Source organism: Streptomyces sp. NPDC102467, from assembly GCF_044765445.1.
Classification (GTDB): domain Bacteria; phylum Actinomycetota; class Actinomycetes; order Streptomycetales; family Streptomycetaceae; genus Streptomyces.
In genome coordinates this window covers 353478-372894 of the sequence record NZ_JBIWKA010000011.1, presented here as the reverse complement: position 1 = coordinate 372894, position 19417 = coordinate 353478, and the positions used below count along the sequence as shown (strand labels likewise).

The following is a 19417-nucleotide window of genomic DNA, read 5'->3' as shown; positions in this document are numbered from 1 at the left end:
GGCAGGGGGCGAGGGGCCCGGACAGCGAAAAGCCCGGCGGCCGGAACTTCCGGCCGCCGGGCGTCGCGCGACAGGTCAGCGGCAGTACCGCATCAGCGTCCGCACCATGTGACAGGTCGTGTCCGACGGCGGATGTACGCCGATGAGCTCGGCCGTGGAGCGGATCCTCCGGTTGTGGGCCTGGTTCGGCAGGTAGACGCCCGAGTCGAGCAGGGCTATCGCCAGGCGCATGGCCTTGAGGCGTCGGTTGTGGGTGATGTACCAGTCACGGGGCCGTCCCGCGGGGAGCGGCCTCTTGGCGAGTGGCGCGTACGGCAGATCCATCAGCATCGGTGCGGCAGCCGGCACAGGCATCCTCCTGTCGCGAACTCGAGAGCCCCCGAAGCCCTCGAACACTGCTTCTATTCTACTGCCACCCACTGACAAAAGCCGCTGGCCAGGCCCCAGTTGAGGCCGCCGCGTGAAGCAACTCGCGTACCGTTGGCACCATGGAGATCTGGATCAACCCGGCTTGCTCGAAGTGCCGCGGCGCGCTCACCCTGCTCGACGCCGAGGGCGCCGACTACACGGTGCGCCGCTACCTGGAGGACGTACCCGCCCCCGACGAGATCCGCGCCGTCCTCGACCGGCTCGGCCTGGAGCCGTGGGACATCACCCGCACCCAGGAAGCGGTCGCGAAGGAGCTCGGGCTGGCGGCGTGGGCGCGCGACGCCGACACCCGCGAGCGGTGGATCGAGGCCCTGGCCGCGCATCCGAAGCTGATCCAGCGCCCGATCATCACGGCCGACGACGGCACGGCTGTGGTGGGCCGCAGCGAGGAGGCGGTACGGGACGCGCTGGGGCGGCGCGCCTGACATCCCCGGTAACACGCGGTTCACAAGCGGGCAATGGCCGGGAAACCGCCCGTTGACAAGCTGCCCGGCAGACAGCGACCCGTGACTGAGGATGTGGCCCGTGACGTTCAAGGCTGAGTACATCTGGATCGACGGCACCGAGCCGACGGCCAAGCTCCGCTCGAAGACGAAGATATTCGCCGGTGCGGCGGAGCGGTCGGGAAGCCTGGACGCGCTGCCGATCTGGGGCTTCGACGGGTCCTCGACGAACCAGGCCGAGGGCCACGCCTCGGACCGCGTACTCAAGCCGGTCGCCGTCTACCCGGACCCGATCCGCGGCGGCGGCGACGACATCCTCGTCATGTGCGAGGTCCTCAACATCGACATGACGCCGCACGAGTCCAACACGCGGGCCGCGCTCGCCGAGGTCGAGGAGAGGTTCGGCGCGCAGGAGCCGATCTTCGGCATCGAGCAGGAGTACACCTTCTTCGAGGGCGACCGTCCGCTCGGCTTCCCGGTCGGCGGCTTCCCCGCCGCGCAGGGCGGCTACTACTGCGGTGTCGGCACGGACGAGATCCACGGCCGTGACGTCGTCGAGGCGCACCTGGACAACTGCCTCAAGGCGGGACTCGGCATCTCCGGCATCAACGCCGAGGTCATGCCAGGACAGTGGGAGTTCCAGGTCGGCCCGCTCGCCCCGCTGGAGGTCTCCGACCAGCTGTGGGTGGCCCGCTGGCTGCTGTACCGCACCGCCGAGGACTTCAAGGTCTCGGCCACCCTCGACCCGAAGCCGGTCAAGGGCGACTGGAACGGCGCAGGCGCGCACACCAACTTCTCGACGAAGGCGATGCGCGAGGGGTACGAGGCGATCATCACCGCCGCCGAATCCCTCGGCGAGGGCTCCAAGCCCATGGACCACGTGAAGCACTACGGCGCCGGCATCGACGACCGCCTGACCGGCCTGCACGAGACCGCCCCGTGGAACGAGTACTCGTACGGCGTCTCGGACCGCGGCGCCTCGGTCCGCATCCCGTGGCAGGTCGAGAAGGACGGCAAGGGCTACATCGAGGACCGCCGCCCGAACGCGAACGTCGACCCGTACGTCGTCACGCGGCTCCTCGTCGACACCTGCTGCTCCGCGCTTGAGAAGGCCGGACAGGTCTGATTCCGGCCATGTCGCACCTCTGGGCGCCCGCATCTTCTGCGGGCGCTCTCTCCTTTGCGTACCGCATCTGCTTCAATATGGGCATGGCCGGATTCCAGAACACCACCGCGCGGGGTCGTCGTCACGACCTCGAGCCGTTCTGGCCTTCCCGCCAGCATCACGACTTCGACCGGGTGTGTTGCCGCGCGACGAACGCGCCGGCCCTCTAAAACCGTCCAGCGAAGACTCGCGGTACGGCCTTCGGCCCGCGCGCACGACGTACGTCCTTCCTCAGACGGCCTCTCGCGCGAAAGAGTTGACCACTCATGGCTAACGCCCGCTCCCTCGCCCCTCTTGCCTCTCCCGCCCCTCTTTCTGGTGGCCCCGGCTCCCCCGCGCGCACAAGGCTGCGCGCCGTCGACCGGAACGAGGTGGCCCCCGCCGCCCCCCTGGTGAACGTGGCTGACTTCCTGCCGCCGGGCGCCACGCTGCTGCCCGCGCCGCCGCACACGCTGCCCACGCTGCCGGGCCGGCCGCCGATGATCGGCTACCTGGTGCTCGTACCGGCCGACCAGCAGCCGCTGCTGCCCGTCCCGCCCGGCCCCGCCGAGTCCGCCGAGCCCGCTCCCGCGGCGGGCCCCGAAGGGCGTGACGTGCTCATCGGGATCGACGGCGCGCAGCGCACCGCCGACGTCCAGGGGCGTCAACTCGACCTCACCTACCTGGAGTTCGAGCTCCTTGCCCACCTCGTCGCGCATCCGCACCGGGTGCACACCCGCGACCAGCTCGTCACGACGGTGTGGGGCTACGGGCACGTCGGCGACGGCCGCACGGTCGATGTCCACGTCGCCCGGCTGCGCCGCAAGCTGGGCGCCGAGCACCGCAATGTGATCCAGACCGTGCGCCGCGTCGGATACAAGTACGCGCCGCCGGCCGGCCGCTGAGCCACGGTGCGGGGTGTACCCAGTGACACCCCGGTACGGGTGCCGTACCCACTGACCGGCGCCGTTCCAGCGGCGACACTGTGAGGTGTCGGGTCGGGCGGGACGGATGGAGTGTGCGGCTGATGGGCGCGAGGACGCGGAGCGCCGTGGTGGCGGGGTTGCGGGGGCTGGGGGTCGCCGTGGCCGGGCTCGCCGGGTCGGTCACCCTGTTCGTGCTGTCGCTGGTGTCGGTCCTGCTCATCGTGGCCGGGGTCGGCGCCCTGACCACGCCCTGGGTGCTCGGACTCGTTAGGCACTGGGCGAACTGGCGGCGGGCCGTCGCCGCCGAGTGGTGCGGGGTACGGATCCCGGCAACGTACCGGCCGTTTCCGGACGATCTGCGCGGCGGCGTGCTGGGACAGGCCGAGCGGTGCCGGCTGCTGCTCGCGGACCCGGCGACCTGGCGGGACCTGCGGTGGCTGCTCGTCGACATGACGGCCGGGTTCGCCACCGCGCTGCTGCCCGCGGCGCTGATCTTCTATCCGCTGGAGGGGTACGCCCTCGCGGCCGGGCTGTGGCGGGTCTTCACCGACGGCACCCATGTCGGCTGGTGGTACGGGTTCGTGCCGATCAGCGGTCAGGGAACAGCCCTGCTGGCCGCGGTGCTCGCGACGGCGCTGCTCGCCACCGGCGTCTTCGTCACGCCCGCGCTGCTGCGGGTGCACTTCCAGCTGACCCGCTACGTGCTCGCTCCCGCCGCCGGTGAACTGGAGCAGCGCGTCAGGGTGTTGACCGAGACGCGGCGGGACGCCGTGGACACCTCGGCGGCCGAACTGCGGCGCATCGAGCGCGATCTGCACGACGGGGCGCAGGCCCGGCTCGTCGCCATGGGCATGGACCTCGGCACGATCGAGGCGCTGATCGAGAAGAACCCCGCGAAGGCCAAGGAACTGCTCGGACAGGCCCGGCAGTCGTCCGCCGAGGCGCTCACCGAGCTGCGGGACCTGGTGCGCGGAATCCATCCGCCGGTGCTCGCCGAGCGCGGACTCGGCGACGCGGTACGGGCGTTGGCGCTGCGCCTGCCGGTGGCGACCGAGGTGGAGGTGGAGCTGACCGGGCGGGCCGACGCGCCCGTCGAGTCGGCCGCGTACTTCGCCGTCAGCGAGGCCCTCACCAACACCGTGAAGCACGCGGGCGCCGACCGGATCTGGGTCGACATCACGCATGCCGACGGCTGTCTGCGGGTCGCCGTCACCGACAACGGCAAGGGCGGCGCGGTGATCGCGTCCGGCGGCGGGCTGAGCGGGATCGAGCGCAGGCTGGGTACATTCGACGGTGTCCTCGCCGTCGGCTCCCCCGCGGGCGGTCCGACCATGGTGACCATGGAGATCCCTTGCGTGTTGTCCTAGCCGAAGACCTGTTCCTGCTGCGGGACGGTCTGGTGCGGATGCTCGAGGCCTACGACTTCGAGATCGCCGCGGCCGTCGAGAGCGGGCCCGAACTCACCAGAGCGCTCGCGGAGTTGGCGCCGGACGTCGCCGTCGTCGATGTCCGGCTGCCGCCGTCGCACACCGACGAGGGGCTGCAGTGCGCGCTCGCGGCGCGGCGGGAGCGGCCGGGTCTGCCGGTCCTCGTGCTCTCGCAGCACGTGGAGCAGCTGTACGCGCGCGAACTGCTCGCCGACGGGACCGGCGGGGTCGGTTATCTGCTGAAGGACCGGGTGTTCGACGCGGACCAGTTCATCGACGCGGTACGGCGGGTCGCCGCGGGCGGGACCGCGATGGACCCGCAGGTGATCCAGCAACTGCTGTCGCGCCGGGCCACGGACCCGCCGCTCGGCGGGCTCACCCCGCGCGAGCTGGAAGTACTGGAACTGATGGCGCAGGGGCGGTCGAACGCGGCCATCGCCGGGCAATTGGTGGTCACCGAGCGGGCCATTGCCAAGCACACGTCGAATATCTTCGCCAAGCTGGGGCTGCCGGTCTCCGATGACGACAATCGGCGCGTGCTCGCGGTCATCGCATATCTGGATCAAGGCCGCTGAGAATTCCGGGCGGTCGATTGAACACGGCCGCCTCCCGTTGCGTACGTAGCCCCATGGGACGCACCTCACGGAAACGGCGCTCTTCGCTGGCGACGCGGATGACCATCGCGTCAGCCGCACTTCTCCTGGGCGGAGGTGGGCTGGTCGCGGTCAACGTGTATGCGTCGGCCCAAGAGGACTCGGGACAGGAAGCGGGCAGCGAAACGCAGCAACAACAACAGCTGCAGCAACAGCAGCAGCAAGTGGCCACCATCGACTGTCCGGACGTCGGCAACGCCCTGCCCGACGTCCCCGACAGCGCGCGCGGCCAGGTCGACGGTGAGCTGGCCGCCATGGACAGCCAGATCACGGAGGCGTATCAGCGGCTCGCCTCTAACCGGCAGGCCGCCGTGCAGGACCCGAATTTCGTGCAGAACAGCATCCTGGGTCCACTGAAGGACAAGCGAGGCGCCGCGCTGGGCCGCATCGGGCAGGACATCCAGCGCTCCGGCGGCAACCCGCCGCAGCAGCTCGACGCGATGGCGGCCTGCACCGGGCGGTCAGCGGAACAGCAGCAACCTCAACAGCAACAGCAGCCGCCGCAACAGCAACAACAGTCACAGCAACAACAGCAACAGTCGCAGCAGCCCGCCACCGCCGGCGGCAACGCCGGTAACGGCAACGCGGCTAACGGCAACGCCGGTAGCGCCAACGGCCCCGACGCGAGCGACTTCGTCGACATCAAGTCCGTACAGCCCAATGTCGCCACGGCCCGCAACCAGCGCGCGGCGTCGCGCGGCACCTTCACCACGGCCTGCGGACGCAACGAGAACGGCAAGTTCAATCCGGACAATGTCATCGTCGCGCCCGGAGTGAGCAATGGCGCTCACCATATGCACGATTACGTAGGAAATCAGGCGACGGACGCTTTCGCCAGTGACGACAAACTTGCGAACGGGCAGACGAGCTGCCGCAATCAGGGTGACAAGTCGACCTATTACTGGCCGGTCCTCAGGCTGCAGAACGGAAAGGCCGAAGCGGACGCGAACGCGGACGGCGGCGGAAAGGACCAGAACGTCGGGGAAATCCAGACACCGTCCTCGGTGACCTTGCAATTCGACGGGAATCCGACGAGCAAGGTCGTGGCGATGCCGCGCTTCCTGCGGATCATCACGGGTGACGCGAAGGCCTTCACCAACGGCAACGCGAACGCCAACGCGTCATGGAGCTGCACCGGCTTCGAGAACCGCCAGCTGAAGGACAAGTACCCGATCTGCCCCCGGGGTTCGAAGGTCGTGCGCTCCTTCCGGTTCCAGAGCTGCTGGGACGGGGCGAACGCCGACAGCGCCAACCACCGTACGCACGTCGCGTTCGAGGACCAGCGCACCGGCGCCTGCCCCGGCGGCTTCAAGGCGATCCCGCAGCTGGTGCAGCGCATCGTCTACAACGTGCCGCCGGGACCGGGGTTCGCCGTCGACTCGTTCCCCGAGCAGTTGCACAAGCCCGTCACCGACCACGGCGACTTCATCAACGTCTTCGACGCCAAGCTGATGCAGCGCGTCGCGAACTGCATCAACCGGGGCGATCGCTGCACCTGACCGATCCGCCCCACCATGGCTGCTGCGCGGCCGTCTCAGTGGTGACCCGAGTGCCCCGTACGGGCACCCTCCTCGCGACCCCCACCACCGCTGCTCATCGAGTGGTGCGAGGAGGACCGCTCCACGGTCCCGCCGAGCCGGCCGCGCAGCTCTGTCACGACCCGGTCCGCGCCGACCACGATCCACTTGCGGCCGACGAGGTACGTGCCGCCGTAGTCGTCGGCCGCGTCCAGCCACTCGGCCTGGCCGCGGTCGGTGGCGAAGGTGGCGAGAACGTAACGGCCACTTCCCTTGCCGCAGTTGGCCTGACGCAGTTCGTCCGCGTCGGTCTGAATGTCCGGGCGGCAGCCCGCCGTGTGCGCCAGCTGCTCCAATGAGCCGCTGGCCGTTCGGGGGATCTTCGAGCCGTTGTCGTGCGCCCCGCACCCGGTCACGGCCGCGACCACCGCGACCCCTGCCACCAGCAACTTCTTCATCCCGTACTCCTGTCCCACAAGTCCTTGGTACGCCGACACGATCCCGCCAGCTCCGTACGCACCGTTGAGCGCGGGCGTGCGCCCCGGTTAGCGTGCGCCGCACCATCCGCGACGCAGGGGGTTCACACGTATGTCCGCGCCAACGCGACGCACGGTTCTCGGCACGGCAGGCGCCATCGGGCTCGGCACGGCCCTCGGGGTGGGCGCACCGGCCGCCGAGGCGGCCCCGCACGCACTTGATACGGCTCCGGCCCTCGCCGCGCTCAAAAGGCAACTGCCGCATCACGCGGATCAGTTCCGGCTCAGACTGCTCGCCCCGCAGGGCGGCGCGGACCGGTTCCGGGTTTCCGGCAAGCGGGGCAGCGTCGAGGTGTACGGGACGACCCCGGCGACCCTGCTCGCCGGGGTCCACTGGTATCTGAAGTACGTCTGCGGCACCCACATCGCCTGGAACGGCAGCCAGCTGGACCTGCCCCGCACCCTCCCGGCGCCCGTCCGCCGCCTGGAGCGGTCGACGGCGCTCCCCCACCGGTTCGCGCTCAACGACACCAACGACGGCTACACGGCGCCGTTCGCCGGCTGGGCGTACTGGGAGCGCATGATCGACGTGCTCGCGCTGCACGGCTGCAACGAGGTGCTCGTCATCGCAGGCATGGAAGCCGTGTACCACCGGGTCCTGAAGGACTTCGGCTACAGCGACGAGGAGTCGCGGGCCTGGCTCCCTGCCCCCTCCCACCAGCCGTGGTGGCTGCTGCAGAACCTCTCCGGGTACGGCGGCCCGCTCTCGCCCGAACTCATTGCGGAGCGCGCCGAGTTGGGCAAGAAAATCACCGACCGGTTGCGCGAACTCGGGATGAAGCCCGTCATGCCGGGCTACTACGGCCATGTGCCCGAGGGGTTCGTGGAGCGCAACGGCGGCGACGCGCACGTCGTCCCGCAGGGCACCTGGCACGGCTTCGAGCGCCCCGACTGGCTCGACCCGCGCACCACGTCCTTCGCGCAGGTCGCCGAATCGTTCTACGGCCACCAGAAGGACCTCTTCGGCGAGATCGACGCCTTCAAGATGGACCTGCTGCACGAGGGCGGCACCGCCGGCGACGTGCCGGTCCCGGACGCGGCGCGCGGCGTGGAGAGCGCGCTGCAGAAGAACCGGCCGGGAGCCACCTGGGTCATCCTCGGCTGGGAGGCGAACCCGCTGCCCGCGCTCCTCGACGCGATCGACAAGAAGAAGATGCTGATCGTCGACGGGGTCTCCGACCGCTTCGCCTCCGTCACCGACCGCGAGAAGGACTGGGGTGGCACCCCGTACGCGTTCGGCACGATCCCCAACTTCGGCGGCCGGACGACCATCGGGGCCCGCGCGCACATCTGGAACGAGAAGTTCTTCGCCTGGCGGGACAAGCCGAACAGTGCGCTCACCGGCACCGCGTACCTGCCGGAAGGCACCGACCGCGACCCGGCCGCCTTCGAGCTCTGGTCCGAACTCGCCTGGACAGAAGACAAGTTGGACCGGGCCGAGTGGTTCGCCGGGTACGCCGACTTCCGGTACGGCCGCCGCGACCGGGACGCCCGCGCCGCCTGGCAGGCCCTGTACGAGACGGCGTACCAGCAGACGGCCGTGGAGCGCTCCGACCCGCACGACTCACTGTTCGCCGCCCGCCCGGACCTCGCCGCCGACCGCGCCGCCTACTACGCGCCGCGCGCCCTCACCTACGACCCGGGCCGCTTCGACGCGGCGCTCACCGGGCTCCTGGGCGTGGCAGGGTCCCTGCGGGGCAGCCAGGCCTACAAGTACGACCTCGTCGACGTGGCCCGGCAGGCCCTCGCGCACCGCAGCCGCCAGCTCCTGCCCCAGCTCAAGGCCGCGTACGCCGACAAGGACCAGGCCCGCTTCAAGGACCTCGCCACGCTGTGGCTGAAGCTGATGCGCCTGACCGACGACGTCACGGGCACGCACAGCGCCTTCCTGCTCGGCCCGTGGATCCAGGACGCCAGGACCATGGCCACGAGCGACGCGGAGCGCGCGGAGTTCGAGCGCTGCGCCAAGGTCCTCATCACCGTGTGGGGCGACCGGGCCACCTCCGACCCGGGCAACCTCCACGAGTACGGCAACCGCGAGTGGCACGGCCTGATCGCCGACTTCTACCTCCCGCGCTGGCAGAAGTGGCTCGACACGCTGCAGGACGCGCTCGCGGCGGGACAGGCGCCCGCGGCGGTCGACTGGTTCGCGTTCGAGGAGCCGTGGACGCGGGAGCGCAAGGACTACCCGCTGCGCCCGTACGGGGACGCGTACCGAACGGCCTCGCGCGTACGGGACGTGCTCGCGCGGGCTCCCTACCAGGGTGCCGTGACGGTCACGGCCGACCCTGTCGCGTTCCCGCCGGGCGGCCACGCGCGCGTGGCCGCCACCTTCCGCAACGTCAACGGGCTGCGGGCGACGGGCCGCGTCGACTTCTCTCTGCAGGGCATCGACGCGACGCCCGAGCGCGGCACGTCGCTGCCGCGGGTGGCCCCGGCCGGCAAGGGCACCGTGTCCTGGCAGGCGAGCGCCCCGGGCACCCCGCTCGACAAGCCGCTGCGCCCGCTGCCGTACACGATCGACGTCCAGTACGGGCCCCAGGGCGAGAAGCGGGTCACGTACGAGCACAAGGGCACGCTCTTCGAGGCGGGCCCGCTGGACGAGGACTGGAAGACGTACAGCAACAACGCGGCTGTCTTCGGGCAGTTGGAGGACCGGTTCGCGATCGACGGCGGCGGCGCGGACCTGTGGAAGGGGACCACGGAATTCGGCACGGCGTACCGCGAGGGCGCCTTCCAGGACGGCTCGTCGGTGGTGCTGCGCGTGGACACGCAGGCGGTGACGGGCGCGTGGGCGCGCGCGGGCATCGTCGTCCGCAACTCCCTCGCCACCCCGGGATCACCGGGCTTCCTCAATCTGTCCGTGACGCCATCGAACGGTGTGGTGCTCTCCTACGACACGAACGGTGACGGGACGCTCGACACCTACAAGCGGATCACCGGGATCAAGGCGCCCGTGCTGCTGCGCCTGAGCCGGTCCGACGGGTCGTACACCGGCGCCTGCTCCACGGACGGCGGCAGCACGTGGCGCACGGTCGCGACCGTGCCCGTACCGGGGGTGGCGGCGACGCAGGACGTGGGCCTGTTCATGACCGCGACGAACGGCGGGAACGGGGCGCGCGGCACCGTCGAGTTCAGCGGCTGGGCGCTTACGTAAGCGGGAGCGGCCCATCACGTAAGGGGGCGGGGCATCGCGTAGGCGGGAGGGGCGTATCACGTAAGGGGGCGGGGCATCGCGTAGGCGGGAGGGGCGTATCACGTAGGCGGGAGGGGCGTAGGAGAGACTGGGCGGGACGCACCAGAGCACCTGAACGGGAGTCCCGCCCATGGCCGAACCCATCGCAGCCGCCACCGTGGCCAACCTTCGTGACCTGGGCGGCACCCCGCTGGCCGACGGCCGCCGGGTGCGCCCGGGACTCGTCTTCCGCTCCGGGCAGCTGGACCGGCTCGACCCCACGGCGGACCCGGCGTTCGCGGCGCTCGGCATCCGCACGATCCTGGATCTGCGCACCGATGCCGAGCGGGCCGACCACCCCGACCGAGCCCCTGACGGGGTGCGGCTGCTGGTCGCCGACGCGCTCGCCGACAAGCTGGCCCAGGCCGGGGTCGCGCCGGCGGCGGCCCAGCTGAAGGAGATCTTCTCCGACCCGGCGCTCGCGGAGCGGGAGTTGGGCGGCGGCAGGGCGGCGGCGATCTTCGCGGACACCTACCGGGCGCTGGTCTCCACCGACTCCGCGCGGGCCGCGTACCGCACGCTGCTGCTCGAACTGGCCGCGCCGGACGCGGGCCCGCTCCTGTTCCACTGCACCGCGGGCAAGGACCGCACCGGCTGGGGCGCGACCGTGATCCTCGCGCTGCTCGGCGCGGACGACGCCACGATCGAGGCCGAGTACCTGTCGGTGAACGCGGCGGTGCGCGCGGCGTTCGCCCCGCTCGTCGAGGGCTTCGTGGCGCAGGGCGGCGACCCGGAGGTGGCGCTCTCCGTGATCGGTGTGGTGCCCGGCTACCTTCAGGCGGCCCAGGAGGAGGTGGCGACGCGGTACGGGAGCGTCGAGAAGTACGTGCGCGAAGGGCTCGGCGTGCCGGACGAGGCGGTATCGGTGATCCGGAAACGGTTGACGTCCACCGGCTGATCTCCGAGTGTGGCCCGATGAGTATCGAGAACAGTGACTGGGAAGAGCGGATCGCCGCCGCGTGGGCCACGATCGGCAACTACGGCGACACCGAGGAGTCGGCCGGGGAGTTCCGCGCGCTCATCGACAAGCTGGTGGCCGAACTGCCCGCCGACAGCCCGGTGAGGCCTTTCGAGCGGGCCAGTGCGTTCGACTCGACCGGCCACTCCGACCAGGCGGTGCCGCTGTACCAGGAGGCGCTGCGGCTCGGCCTCACCGGGTATCGAAGACGCCGCACGACGATCCAACTGTCCAGCTCCCTGCGGAACATGGGCCGCCCGGAGGAAGGTGTGGCGCTGCTCGAACCCGAACTGAGCGCGCCCAGCGACGAGTTGGACGATGCCGTGCGCGGGTGCCTGGCGCTGTGTCTGTCGTCCCTCGGCCGGGACCGGGAAGGCCTTTCGCTGGTACTGGAAGCACTGGCACCGCACATGCCGAGGTATCAGCGGTCGATGGCCAACTACGCACGGGCCTTGGTCGAGGCCGGGTAGTCGAGGCCGGGTAGTCGAGGCCGGGTAGTCGAGGCCGGGTAGTCGAGGCCGGATAAAGGGTCCCGGCGATTCAGCCGGAGGAGTGGGGTGACCATCCCACGATTCGCTCGTTCAGCTGAACGTGCAGTCAAAGGTGCAGCAACCCAGTTCCCCGCCCTCCGGCGGTGCCCGCGGTGCCGGAAGCCCCGGAAGCGCCGACGTCATCGACGTAGAGCAGGCCGAGGCGGCCCTGGTCGAGCACTACCCCCGCCTCGTCCGCCTCGCCTACCTGGTGCTGCCGCCCGGCCTGGGCCGCAACCGCCGCGTCCTGACCGCCCACTCCCTCACCCAGCGGGCGCTCCCCCGCGGCCGCACGGCGACCGCGCCCCCGGCGCTCCCCGCCCAGCGCGGCAGCGCGCCACGCACCGGCGACCCGGGCTATGCCTACGTACGCCTGCGGGTGCTGCGCAGCGCCCTCGACGCGGGGCTTCCGCTGCGCCGCGCCGCCTGGCCCAAGCGGGCCCAGCTGCCGCCGCTGCTGCCGCAGGTGTGGGGGCTGCGGCTCTTCCCCAAGTCCGGCGGCGCCGACGAACTCGCCCTGGACCAGCGCCTTTCCGCGCTCAGCGGCCCGGCCCGCGCCGCGTACGTGCTGCGCGGCCTGGAGCACCTCGACTCCGCCGCGGTGCGCACCGTCCTGACCGCGGCGGGCTGCACCGGCGAGGCCGCGGCCGCCGCCCTGGCCGAGGCGGACGGCACCGAGGTCCTGCACGGGCTGCTCGAGTCCCCGGAGTTCGACCCCTGCTCCCTGCACGCGCGCCCGACCGATCTGATGCGCCGCCGCCAGCACGCCAAGGCGGCCGTCGCGGCGCTCGCGGCTCTCCTGGTGTGCGGCGCGCTGCTCGGCCTGCCCGGCTCCGGCTGGAGCCCGGACGGCGCGGCCGCTCCGCCGTACGCGCAGAACCCGGCGGGCCAAGCCGCCCTGAACCCCGGCAAGTTGACGCGGGTACCGGCTGCCGCGTGGCAGACGTCGGCGCGCACCGACTTCTCCGTGTGGCCCGCGCGCGGCTCCCTCACCGGCGACACGGCACTGCTGCGCCGTGCGCTCGCGGTGTGGGCGCGCCCCGGCGGGACCGTCCAGGTGTCGGCAACCCCCGGCACCCCGGCCGGCGCCCCGCCAGGTCCCGCGCAGCTGCTCTACGCGGGCGAGATCGACCAGGCCCGCGTCGTGCTGCTCTACGACGGTCTGCGCATCGTCCGCTACGCCGAACCGAAGAGCGGCACGAGCGGCGCCGCCCTCGACTTCGCGCGGGTGGACGGGGCGACGGGACCGCAGGCGGGCGCCGTGGTCGTCAACCGCTCCGACGGCAACGTCCGCTATCTGACGGCCCCTTGGGTGACGGGTGCGGCGGCCCGCGATCTGCTGAGGCCGGGCGCCGCGGCGCAGCGTCTGTCCCGTACGAAGGACGGCGTGACGTCGCCGTTCCCGAGCCCGGCTCTCGCCCCGGCCGCGCAGCCCTGCACGACGTGGCACGCGCTCGCTCTCACCGACTCCGCCGGTACCCGCTACTCCACCGACCTCGGCGAGCTCGTGCCCGCGCATCTCACGTCGGGCCGCCCGGACGCGCCGGGCGAGGCGAAGCCCGCCGCGTGGGCGGCCACCGCCTGCTCCCTCGCCGCGGCCCGTTCGCACGGGGTGAGCACCGTCAACTCCTGGGCGTACGCGCGACAGGCCCTGCCGGAGGCGAACGGGACCGCCGAGTGGATGTGCAACCGGGCCGAGACGTGGCGGGGTGGCGGGCCGCGGACGCTGGCGCTGTTCCGGGCGCCTGGCGCTGCCGCTGCGGTTGTTGCGGCCAAGTCCGAGGGGGCGGCCGCCTGCGGTGGGCGTGATCCGCGGGTTTTGGCCGGGGTTCGCTGGAAGTCCCGTGGGGGGAATTGGTATCTGGTTGCCGGGGGTAGCTCGGAGGTCGCCTCTGTCAGCGCGGCCGGGTCGACCAGCTCCGGGAATTTGCTGGCCGTGCGGGTGGCGCGGGGCGCGGGCGTGGCTCTGACCGGGGTCACCTCTGGCGGGGTCAAGGTGTCGGCCCTGCGGTAGCTGAGCCCAGGGGCTCCGCCCCGGACCCCGCTCCTCAATCGCCGGAGGGGCTTAAAAGACAGCCGCCCGGAGGGCTTGAACGGCACACGCCCGGAGGGCTTGGACGGCACCCGTCCGGAGGGGCTTGAACAACAAAAGTCCCGCCCAGGGGGTGTACCCGCGCCCCTACCCGTCAGTACATTGACGCCATGTCTAATACGCGCGTCCCGCTGAAGGCACGCCAGGTGTCCTTCGCCTGGGACCGGACCCCTTTGCACTGGCTCCCGGACGACCCCTTCGCGACGCACACCATCAACGTGCTGCACCTGCTGCTGCCCGCGGGCGAGCGCTGGTTCGTGCACGTCTACAAGCAGGTCCTGCCCCTCATCAGGGACGACCGGCTGCGCGAGGACGTCATCGGGTTCATCGGCCAGGAGGCCATGCACTCGCAGGCCCATGATGAGGTGCTGCCGCATCTGAAGGAGCAGGGCCTCGATCCGACGCCGTACACCGCGCAGGTCGACTGGTTCTTCGAGAAGCTGCTCGGCGACCGGACGCTGCCGCCGGGCAAGGCGCGCCGGTGGTGGCTGCTGGAGCGGGTCGCGCTGATAGCGGCGATCGAGCACTACACCGCGTTCCTGGGCAACTGGGTGCTGAACGCGGACGAGCTGGACAAGCGCGGCGCCGACCCCACCATGCTCGACCTGCTGCGCTGGCACGGAGCGGAGGAGGTCGAGCACCGGTCCGTGGCCTTCGAGTTGTTCGAGCACCTCGACGGCAGCTACCGGCGCCGCGTGCGCACCTGGGCCACCGCGTTCACGGCGCTCGTCTTCCTGTGGCAGCGCGGCTCCCGCTTCTTCATGGAGAACGATCCGACGCTGACGGACGGCAAGGCCTCCTTCAAGGACTTCCACCGGGGCGGCAAGCAGGGCGTGCTGCCGTCGACCGGCGCGATGGTGCGGTCCATCCCCCGCTATCTGAGCCGGAGTTACCACCCCGAGCAGGAGGGCGACACCGAGCAGGCCGTCGCCTACCTGGCCTCCTCGCCTGCCGCGACCGCCGCCGAAGCCCGCACAGGAGCCGCCCGATGAGCCGCCTGGCAACCCCCCGCACCCTGCGCAGGGCCGCCCTCGTCGCCGGCGCCGCGCTCGTCGTGCGGCGGGCGCTGCGCCGCCGCGTGCGGGCGTCGCCGCTGTGGCCGCTGCCCGCCCTGGAGGAGCCGACCTCCGGGCGGCCCCGGGCCCGCGCGCTGAGCCTGCTCGTCACCCGGCACGAGGAGATAGCCGACGGCGTCGTCCAGCTCCGCCTGGAGGGGCACGGACTGCCCGCCTGGCAGCCTGGCGCCCACCTCGATCTCGTACTGCCCTCAGGGCTCGTGCGGCAGTACTCGCTGTGCGGTGCCCCCGAGGACACGTCGTCGTACACCGTCGCGGCCCGGCTGATCCCGGCGGGCGAGGGCGGGCGCGGCGGGTCGCGCGAGGTGCACGAGCAGGTGCGGGTGGGCGCGGAGGTGGAGGTGCGCGGACCGCGCAACCGGTTCCCGCTCACCGCGGACGCGCCGTCCCTTCTCTTCGTCGCGGGTGGCATCGGCATCACCCCGATCCTGCCGATGCTGCGCGCGGCCGAGGCGCGCGGCGCCGACTGGAAGCTGCTCTACGGGGGACGCACGCGGGCCTCGATGCCGTTCCTGGAGGAGGTCGAGAAGCTCGGCGCCGAGGCATGCCGGGTGAGCGTGGTCGCCGAGGACGCGGACGGGCTGCCGGATCTCGCCGCGGTGCTCGCGGCCACCGCGCCGGACACGGCCGTGTACTGCTGCGGGCCCGAGGGGCTGATGGCGGCGGTGGAGTCGGCGCTGCCCGCCGGCCGCACCCTGCACCTGGAGCGGTTCGCGCCGCGCAACTCGGCCGACGGGAACGGGCCGTTCGAGGTCGAGTTGCGGCGCAGCGGCAAGGTCGTGGACGTACCGGCCGACGGCACGGTCCTCGCGGCGGTCCGCGCCGAGCTGCCCCATGTCCCGTACTCCTGCGAGCAGGGCTTCTGCGGAACCTGCCAACAGCGAGTCCTGGCGGGCGAGATCGACCACCGCGACGAGTTGCTCACCGACTCCGAGCGCGACGACTCGATGCTCATCTGCGTCTCGCGGGCCCGCGGTGAGCGCCTGGTCCTGGACCTGTAGGGCCTGCCCGAGGGGCTCTCCGTCGGGCCGGATCCGCTCGGTAGAGTGTTCGGTATGACAACCGGGGTGCGGCGCAGAATGGGAGTCGAGGAGCGGCGGCGGCAGCTGATCGGGGTCGCCCTCGAACTGTTCAGCCACCGCTCCCCCGACGAGGTCTCCATCGACGAGATAGCGGCCGCCGCGGGCATCTCACGGCCGCTGGTCTACCACTACTTCCCGGGCAAACTCAGCCTGTACGAGGCCGCGTTGAAGCGAGCGGCCGAGGATCTGGCGGGGCGGTTCGAGGAGCCGCAGGACGGGCCGCTCGGTGCCCGGCTGCTGCGGGTGATGGGCCGGTTCTTCGCCTTCGTGGACGAGCACGGCCCGGGTTTCTCGGCGCTGATGCGCGGTGGCCCCGCCGTCGGCTCTTCGGCGACGAACGCGCTCATCGACTCGGTCCGCCAGGCCGCGTACGTCCAGATCCTCGCGCACCTGAACGTGGCGGAGCCGTCCCCGCGCCTGGAGCTGGTGGTCCGCTCGTGGATCTCGCTGGCCGAGTCGACGGCGCTGATCTGGCTGGACGGGCGGCGCATCCCGCGCGAGGAGCTGCAGCTCCAGCTGGTCCACGACTTCGCGGCGCTCGCCGCGGTCAGCGCCGCGTACGACACGGAGATGGCGGCGCTGCTGCGCGACATCCTCGCGGACGAGCCGGCCGAGGGACCCTTCACGGACCTGCTCAACCGGCTCGCCGCGCTGGTGCCCGCCTAAGAGCTTCAGGAGCGCGCCGACCGGTATGCGGGCTCCAAGTCCCTTACCTCCGTGGAGAGATGGACTCCCTCGGCGCCCTTGATGTGTTCGGGCAGCAGCGCGAGTACGGACTCGGCGAGGGCCGCCTTGGCCTCCTCGGCGCGTCCGGCGAGCAGGGCGATCTCGATGTGCACCACGGCCGCCTCCTCGGCTCCGTCGCCGACGACCGTCTCCTCGGTGCGCCGGAACCGCGACTTGCAGGCCGGGGTCCGCGCGGCGACGAGGTCGACGCAGGCCCGGTGCACGGCGCCGGCGAGTCCGGCCCTGTCGAGGCGGTCGTCGAGGTCGGCGGAGTAGTCGACGGTGATCTGAGGCATGGGTGCTCCGTGAGTGAGGCGGCCTGCGGTGCTGTCACCGGCCACCTTTACGGTGATCGGCATGAGCGCACAACTCTTGTTCCGCGAAGCGGACACCGCCGACCTCGGCACACTCGTCGACCTGTACGACGGAGCGGCCCGCTGGATGGTGGACCAGGGCATCGACCAGTGGCGGCCGGGCGACAAGGACGAGGAGCATTTCCGGCTGCGGATGAAGGAGGGTGAGGTGTGGCTCGCCGACTCGGGCGGGCAGGTCGCGGGCGGCTACGAGCTGTGGTGGACGGACGAACCGGCGTGGGGCGCGCAGCCGCCCGTCGCGGGTTACGTGCACCGGTTGATGGTGCGGCGCGGCGCACCGCCCGGCACCGGGGGCGAGCTGCTCGCGCACGCCGAGCGGCGGATCGCCGAGACGGGCCGTACGCACTGCCGCCTCGACTGCGTGTCGACGAACCCGCGGCTGCGCGCGTACTACGAGCGCCGGGGCTACACCGTCGTAGGGGAACAGCCCTTCAAGTCCGGTGCGGGCGGCAGCAGTTACGCGGTGACGCTCATGGAGAGAGCTCTGGGTTGAGCCGCAGGGCCAGCAGGGCGATGTCGTCGTCGCGGTCCTTGCCGAAGCAGGACAGCAGGGTGTCGCACAAGGCGTCGGGCGCGGTCGGGGCGTCCGTCGCGGCGGCGCTCAGCTGTGCCATCGACACGGAGAGGTCGGTGCCGCGGGTCTCGATGAGTCCGTCGGTGACCATGAGGAGCCGCTCGCCCGGGGCGAGGATCAGCTCGGTGGGTTCGGGGTGGGGCAGGCCGAGACCGAGCAGCGGGCCCGACGCCTCGGCATAGCGGGCCGGTCCCCGCAAGGGCACGCGCAGCGGCGGGATGTGGCCCGCGTTCGCGACGGAGGTGCGGCCGGTCAGCGGGTCGACGAGGGCCAGGCACAGGGTGGCCGTGCTCTCCTGGTGGTAGTGCTGGAACATCCGGTCGAGCCGGGTCACGAGCCGGGCCGGGCTCGGGTCCTCGAGGCTGTACGCGCGCAGCGCGTGCCGGATCTCCACCATGACGGTGGCCGCGTCGAGCGAGTGCCCGACGACGTCGCCGATGCCGACGAGGACCCCGGCGGGGGTGGGCAGCACCGTGTAGAAGTCGCCGCCTATCTCGGTCTGCCGGGACGCCGGTACGTAGCGGAAGGCGATGTCGACGCCGGGCAGCCGGGGCAGCTGCGCGGGCAGGAAGCTCCGCTGCAGGGTGAGGGCGACATGGCGCTCCTGCTCGTACATGAGGAGGGGTTCGGCGGCGAGTGCGGTGGCGCGGGCGAGCTGCGCGACGAGCTGGCCGATCCAGCCGCCCGGGTCGGCGGCTGCCGGGGTGGCCAGGCAGACCGGGAGGCCGCCCGCGCGGGTGCGCGCGATCACCAGCCGTACGTCGCCGGGCCCGAAGTACGCTCCTGGCCACATGGGTTCGGGTACGACCGTGCTGCGCACCCCGCCGCGGGTGCACATGACGCGCCGGGCGATCGCGGCCGCCTGCCCGCGCGCGACGGCGTCGGGCACGGCGGCGTGCGCGCTGCGGCGGGACAGACCGGTGTGCACCTCACCGTTGTCACCGAGGACGAACACGGCGGCGCTCTGCTGGGTGAGCCTGGCCGTCGCCTCGGCCGATGTGGTGGCCAGTTCGACGAGGCAGCGCGCGCCCTGCACGTCGACGACCGCCTCGGACAGCAGCTCGAGCCGGCCGAACTGGGCCTGCGCGTCCCCGAGTTCACGGGCGCCGCGCAGCGCGGCCCGGATCACGGCGCGGATCTCCTCCGGCTCGGCGGGCACCGACAGATACGCCTCGCCGCCCGCGTCGAGCGCGCGGCACCGGTCGACGGGCTCGGAAGGGCGGGCGGAGAAGTGGACGACGGGGATCCCGGCGAGCGAGGGCAGCGCCTTGACGCGGCGGCACAGCTCGAACCCGCTGAGATCGGGCAGGCCCACGTCGACGAGCGCCACGTCGGGCAGGGATCCGGCCCGCAGCCGCAGGTCGAGCTCGAGCAGGGCCTCGCCCGCGGAGGCGACGGGGATGACGACGTGTCCGGCCCGGCTCAGGACCGCGCCCATGGCGTAGCGGTTGGCGGCGGTGTCGTCGACGACCAGGACCGTACTGCTGCCGTCCGTCCTGGATCCCTGAGCGGTGGCGTTCACGAGGCGACCCCTCGGGGCGGGAAGCGGGGCGGGCCCCCTCGGCCCGCTGCTCCAAGTTACCGCCGGGCGCGCCCTGCGGGGCTCCCGTCGGCGCAGCTTCACCGATCCGGGTGGCTCTCGCTCAACCCGGGGGGCACGCGCGGCACTTCCCGCTCCGTGCCCGCTCGGTGTGC

The 19417-nt window shown here is 71.9% G+C and carries 18 protein-coding genes; 14 read left to right on the top strand and 4 right to left on the bottom strand.

Translation table 11 applies throughout. The annotated features are described in order from the left end of the window. Positions 1–75: 75 nt before the first annotated feature. Positions 76–354, bottom strand: a complete 279-nt coding sequence (locus ACIREE_RS24780; RefSeq protein ID WP_404156001.1) for a hypothetical protein — start codon at positions 352–354, stop codon at positions 76–78. Between the two features lie 134 nt (positions 355–488). Between ACIREE_RS24780 and ACIREE_RS24775 the strand changes: the two genes are divergently transcribed. The 6 genes from ACIREE_RS24775 (at position 489) to ACIREE_RS24750 (ending at position 6521) form a co-directional block, all read left to right on the top strand. Then, the gene (locus ACIREE_RS24775) at positions 489–854 is read left to right on the top strand and encodes an arsenate reductase family protein (RefSeq protein ID WP_404155998.1); all 366 of its coding nucleotides are present in this window, start codon (positions 489–491) and stop codon (positions 852–854) included. 100 nt (positions 855–954) lie between these two features. Next, a complete protein-coding gene (gene glnII / locus ACIREE_RS24770; protein ID WP_404155996.1) occupies positions 955–1998 on the top strand; it encodes a glutamine synthetase in 1044 nt (347 codons plus the stop codon). Between the two features lie 305 nt (positions 1999–2303). Then, positions 2304–2921 (top strand): winged helix-turn-helix domain-containing protein, encoded by a 618-nt coding sequence (locus tag ACIREE_RS24765; protein WP_404155993.1) that lies wholly within the window; start codon positions 2304–2306, stop codon positions 2919–2921. A 122-nt stretch (positions 2922–3043) separates the two neighbouring features. After that, a complete protein-coding gene (locus tag ACIREE_RS24760; protein ID WP_404155990.1) occupies positions 3044–4309 on the top strand; it encodes a sensor histidine kinase in 1266 nt (421 codons plus the stop codon). Then, on the top strand, positions 4294–4944 hold the full coding sequence (locus tag ACIREE_RS24755) for a LuxR C-terminal-related transcriptional regulator (protein ID WP_404155988.1): 651 nt from the start codon (positions 4294–4296) through the stop codon (positions 4942–4944). Before ACIREE_RS24760 ends, ACIREE_RS24755 begins: the two co-directional genes overlap by 16 nt. 53 nt (positions 4945–4997) lie before the next feature. After that, entirely contained in the window at positions 4998–6521 is a 1524-nt protein-coding gene (locus tag ACIREE_RS24750; protein WP_404155985.1) for a DUF1996 domain-containing protein, read from the top strand. A 35-nt stretch (positions 6522–6556) separates the two neighbouring features. Here ACIREE_RS24750 and ACIREE_RS24745 read toward each other — a convergent pair whose 3' ends face one another. Further along, positions 6557–6997 carry a hypothetical protein gene (locus ACIREE_RS24745; RefSeq protein WP_404155982.1) on the bottom strand — a complete coding sequence of 147 codons (441 nt, stop codon included), beginning with the start codon at positions 6995–6997 and terminating at the stop codon, positions 6557–6559. Between the two features lie 130 nt (positions 6998–7127). On the opposite strand from ACIREE_RS24745, the gene ACIREE_RS24740 reads away from it, so the two are divergent. The 7 genes from ACIREE_RS24740 (at position 7128) to ACIREE_RS24710 (ending at position 16714) form a co-directional block, all read left to right on the top strand. Beyond that, entirely contained in the window at positions 7128–10232 is a 3105-nt protein-coding gene (locus ACIREE_RS24740; RefSeq protein ID WP_404155979.1) for an alpha-N-acetylglucosaminidase, read from the top strand. 169 nt (positions 10233–10401) lie between these two features. Beyond that, positions 10402–11208 carry a tyrosine-protein phosphatase gene (locus tag ACIREE_RS24735; RefSeq protein ID WP_404155976.1) on the top strand — a complete coding sequence of 269 codons (807 nt, stop codon included), beginning with the start codon at positions 10402–10404 and terminating at the stop codon, positions 11206–11208. A 17-nt stretch (positions 11209–11225) separates the two neighbouring features. Next, positions 11226–11738 (top strand): tetratricopeptide repeat protein, encoded by a 513-nt coding sequence (locus tag ACIREE_RS24730; RefSeq protein ID WP_404155975.1) that lies wholly within the window; start codon positions 11226–11228, stop codon positions 11736–11738. Between the two features lie 133 nt (positions 11739–11871). Continuing rightward, positions 11872–13812, top strand: coding sequence for a hypothetical protein (locus tag ACIREE_RS24725; protein ID WP_404155973.1), 1941 nt, complete (start codon positions 11872–11874; stop codon positions 13810–13812). A 188-nt stretch (positions 13813–14000) separates the two neighbouring features. Beyond that, on the top strand, positions 14001–14882 hold the full coding sequence (locus ACIREE_RS24720) for a metal-dependent hydrolase (protein WP_404155970.1): 882 nt from the start codon (positions 14001–14003) through the stop codon (positions 14880–14882). Beyond that, positions 14879–15967 carry a PDR/VanB family oxidoreductase gene (locus tag ACIREE_RS24715; RefSeq protein ID WP_404155967.1) on the top strand — a complete coding sequence of 363 codons (1089 nt, stop codon included), beginning with the start codon at positions 14879–14881 and terminating at the stop codon, positions 15965–15967. Before ACIREE_RS24720 ends, ACIREE_RS24715 begins: the two co-directional genes overlap by 4 nt. A 54-nt stretch (positions 15968–16021) precedes the next feature. Beyond that, a complete protein-coding gene (locus ACIREE_RS24710) occupies positions 16022–16714 on the top strand; it encodes a TetR/AcrR family transcriptional regulator (RefSeq protein WP_404155964.1) in 693 nt (230 codons plus the stop codon). A 5-nt stretch (positions 16715–16719) separates the two neighbouring features. Here ACIREE_RS24710 and ACIREE_RS24705 read toward each other — a convergent pair whose 3' ends face one another. Continuing rightward, on the bottom strand, positions 16720–17070 hold the full coding sequence (locus tag ACIREE_RS24705) for a 5-carboxymethyl-2-hydroxymuconate Delta-isomerase (RefSeq protein ID WP_404155961.1): 351 nt from the start codon (positions 17068–17070) through the stop codon (positions 16720–16722). A gap of 61 nt (positions 17071–17131) precedes the next feature. Between ACIREE_RS24705 and ACIREE_RS24700 the strand changes: the two genes are divergently transcribed. Continuing rightward, positions 17132–17641 carry a GNAT family N-acetyltransferase gene (locus ACIREE_RS24700; RefSeq protein WP_404155959.1) on the top strand — a complete coding sequence of 170 codons (510 nt, stop codon included), beginning with the start codon at positions 17132–17134 and terminating at the stop codon, positions 17639–17641. Here the strand turns inward: ACIREE_RS24700 and ACIREE_RS24695 are convergent. Continuing rightward, positions 17619–19244 carry a SpoIIE family protein phosphatase gene (locus ACIREE_RS24695; RefSeq protein WP_404155956.1) on the bottom strand — a complete coding sequence of 542 codons (1626 nt, stop codon included), beginning with the start codon at positions 19242–19244 and terminating at the stop codon, positions 17619–17621. The two genes, ACIREE_RS24700 and ACIREE_RS24695, sit on opposite strands and share 23 nt — an antisense overlap. Positions 19245–19417: the final 173 nt, after the last annotated feature.

Coding starts and splice junctions, on each gene's coding strand:
- ACIREE_RS24780 (WP_404156001.1), bottom strand. CDS start 354: ATGCCTGTGCCGGCTGCCGCACCGATGCTGATGGATCTGCCGTACGCG.
- ACIREE_RS24775 (WP_404155998.1), top strand. CDS start 489: ATGGAGATCTGGATCAACCCGGCTTGCTCGAAGTGCCGCGGCGCGCTC.
- ACIREE_RS24765 (WP_404155993.1), top strand. CDS start 2,304: ATGGCTAACGCCCGCTCCCTCGCCCCTCTTGCCTCTCCCGCCCCTCTT.
- ACIREE_RS24760 (WP_404155990.1), top strand. CDS start 3,044: ATGGGCGCGAGGACGCGGAGCGCCGTGGTGGCGGGGTTGCGGGGGCTG.
- ACIREE_RS24750 (WP_404155985.1), top strand. CDS start 4,998: ATGGGACGCACCTCACGGAAACGGCGCTCTTCGCTGGCGACGCGGATG.
- ACIREE_RS24745 (WP_404155982.1), bottom strand. CDS start 6,997: ATGAAGAAGTTGCTGGTGGCAGGGGTCGCGGTGGTCGCGGCCGTGACC.
- ACIREE_RS24740 (WP_404155979.1), top strand. CDS start 7,128: ATGTCCGCGCCAACGCGACGCACGGTTCTCGGCACGGCAGGCGCCATC.
- ACIREE_RS24735 (WP_404155976.1), top strand. CDS start 10,402: ATGGCCGAACCCATCGCAGCCGCCACCGTGGCCAACCTTCGTGACCTG.
- ACIREE_RS24730 (WP_404155975.1), top strand. CDS start 11,226: ATGAGTATCGAGAACAGTGACTGGGAAGAGCGGATCGCCGCCGCGTGG.
- ACIREE_RS24720 (WP_404155970.1), top strand. CDS start 14,001: ATGTCTAATACGCGCGTCCCGCTGAAGGCACGCCAGGTGTCCTTCGCC.
- ACIREE_RS24715 (WP_404155967.1), top strand. CDS start 14,879: ATGAGCCGCCTGGCAACCCCCCGCACCCTGCGCAGGGCCGCCCTCGTC.
- ACIREE_RS24710 (WP_404155964.1), top strand. CDS start 16,022: ATGACAACCGGGGTGCGGCGCAGAATGGGAGTCGAGGAGCGGCGGCGG.
- ACIREE_RS24705 (WP_404155961.1), bottom strand. CDS start 17,070: ATGCCTCAGATCACCGTCGACTACTCCGCCGACCTCGACGACCGCCTC.
- ACIREE_RS24700 (WP_404155959.1), top strand. CDS start 17,132: ATGAGCGCACAACTCTTGTTCCGCGAAGCGGACACCGCCGACCTCGGC.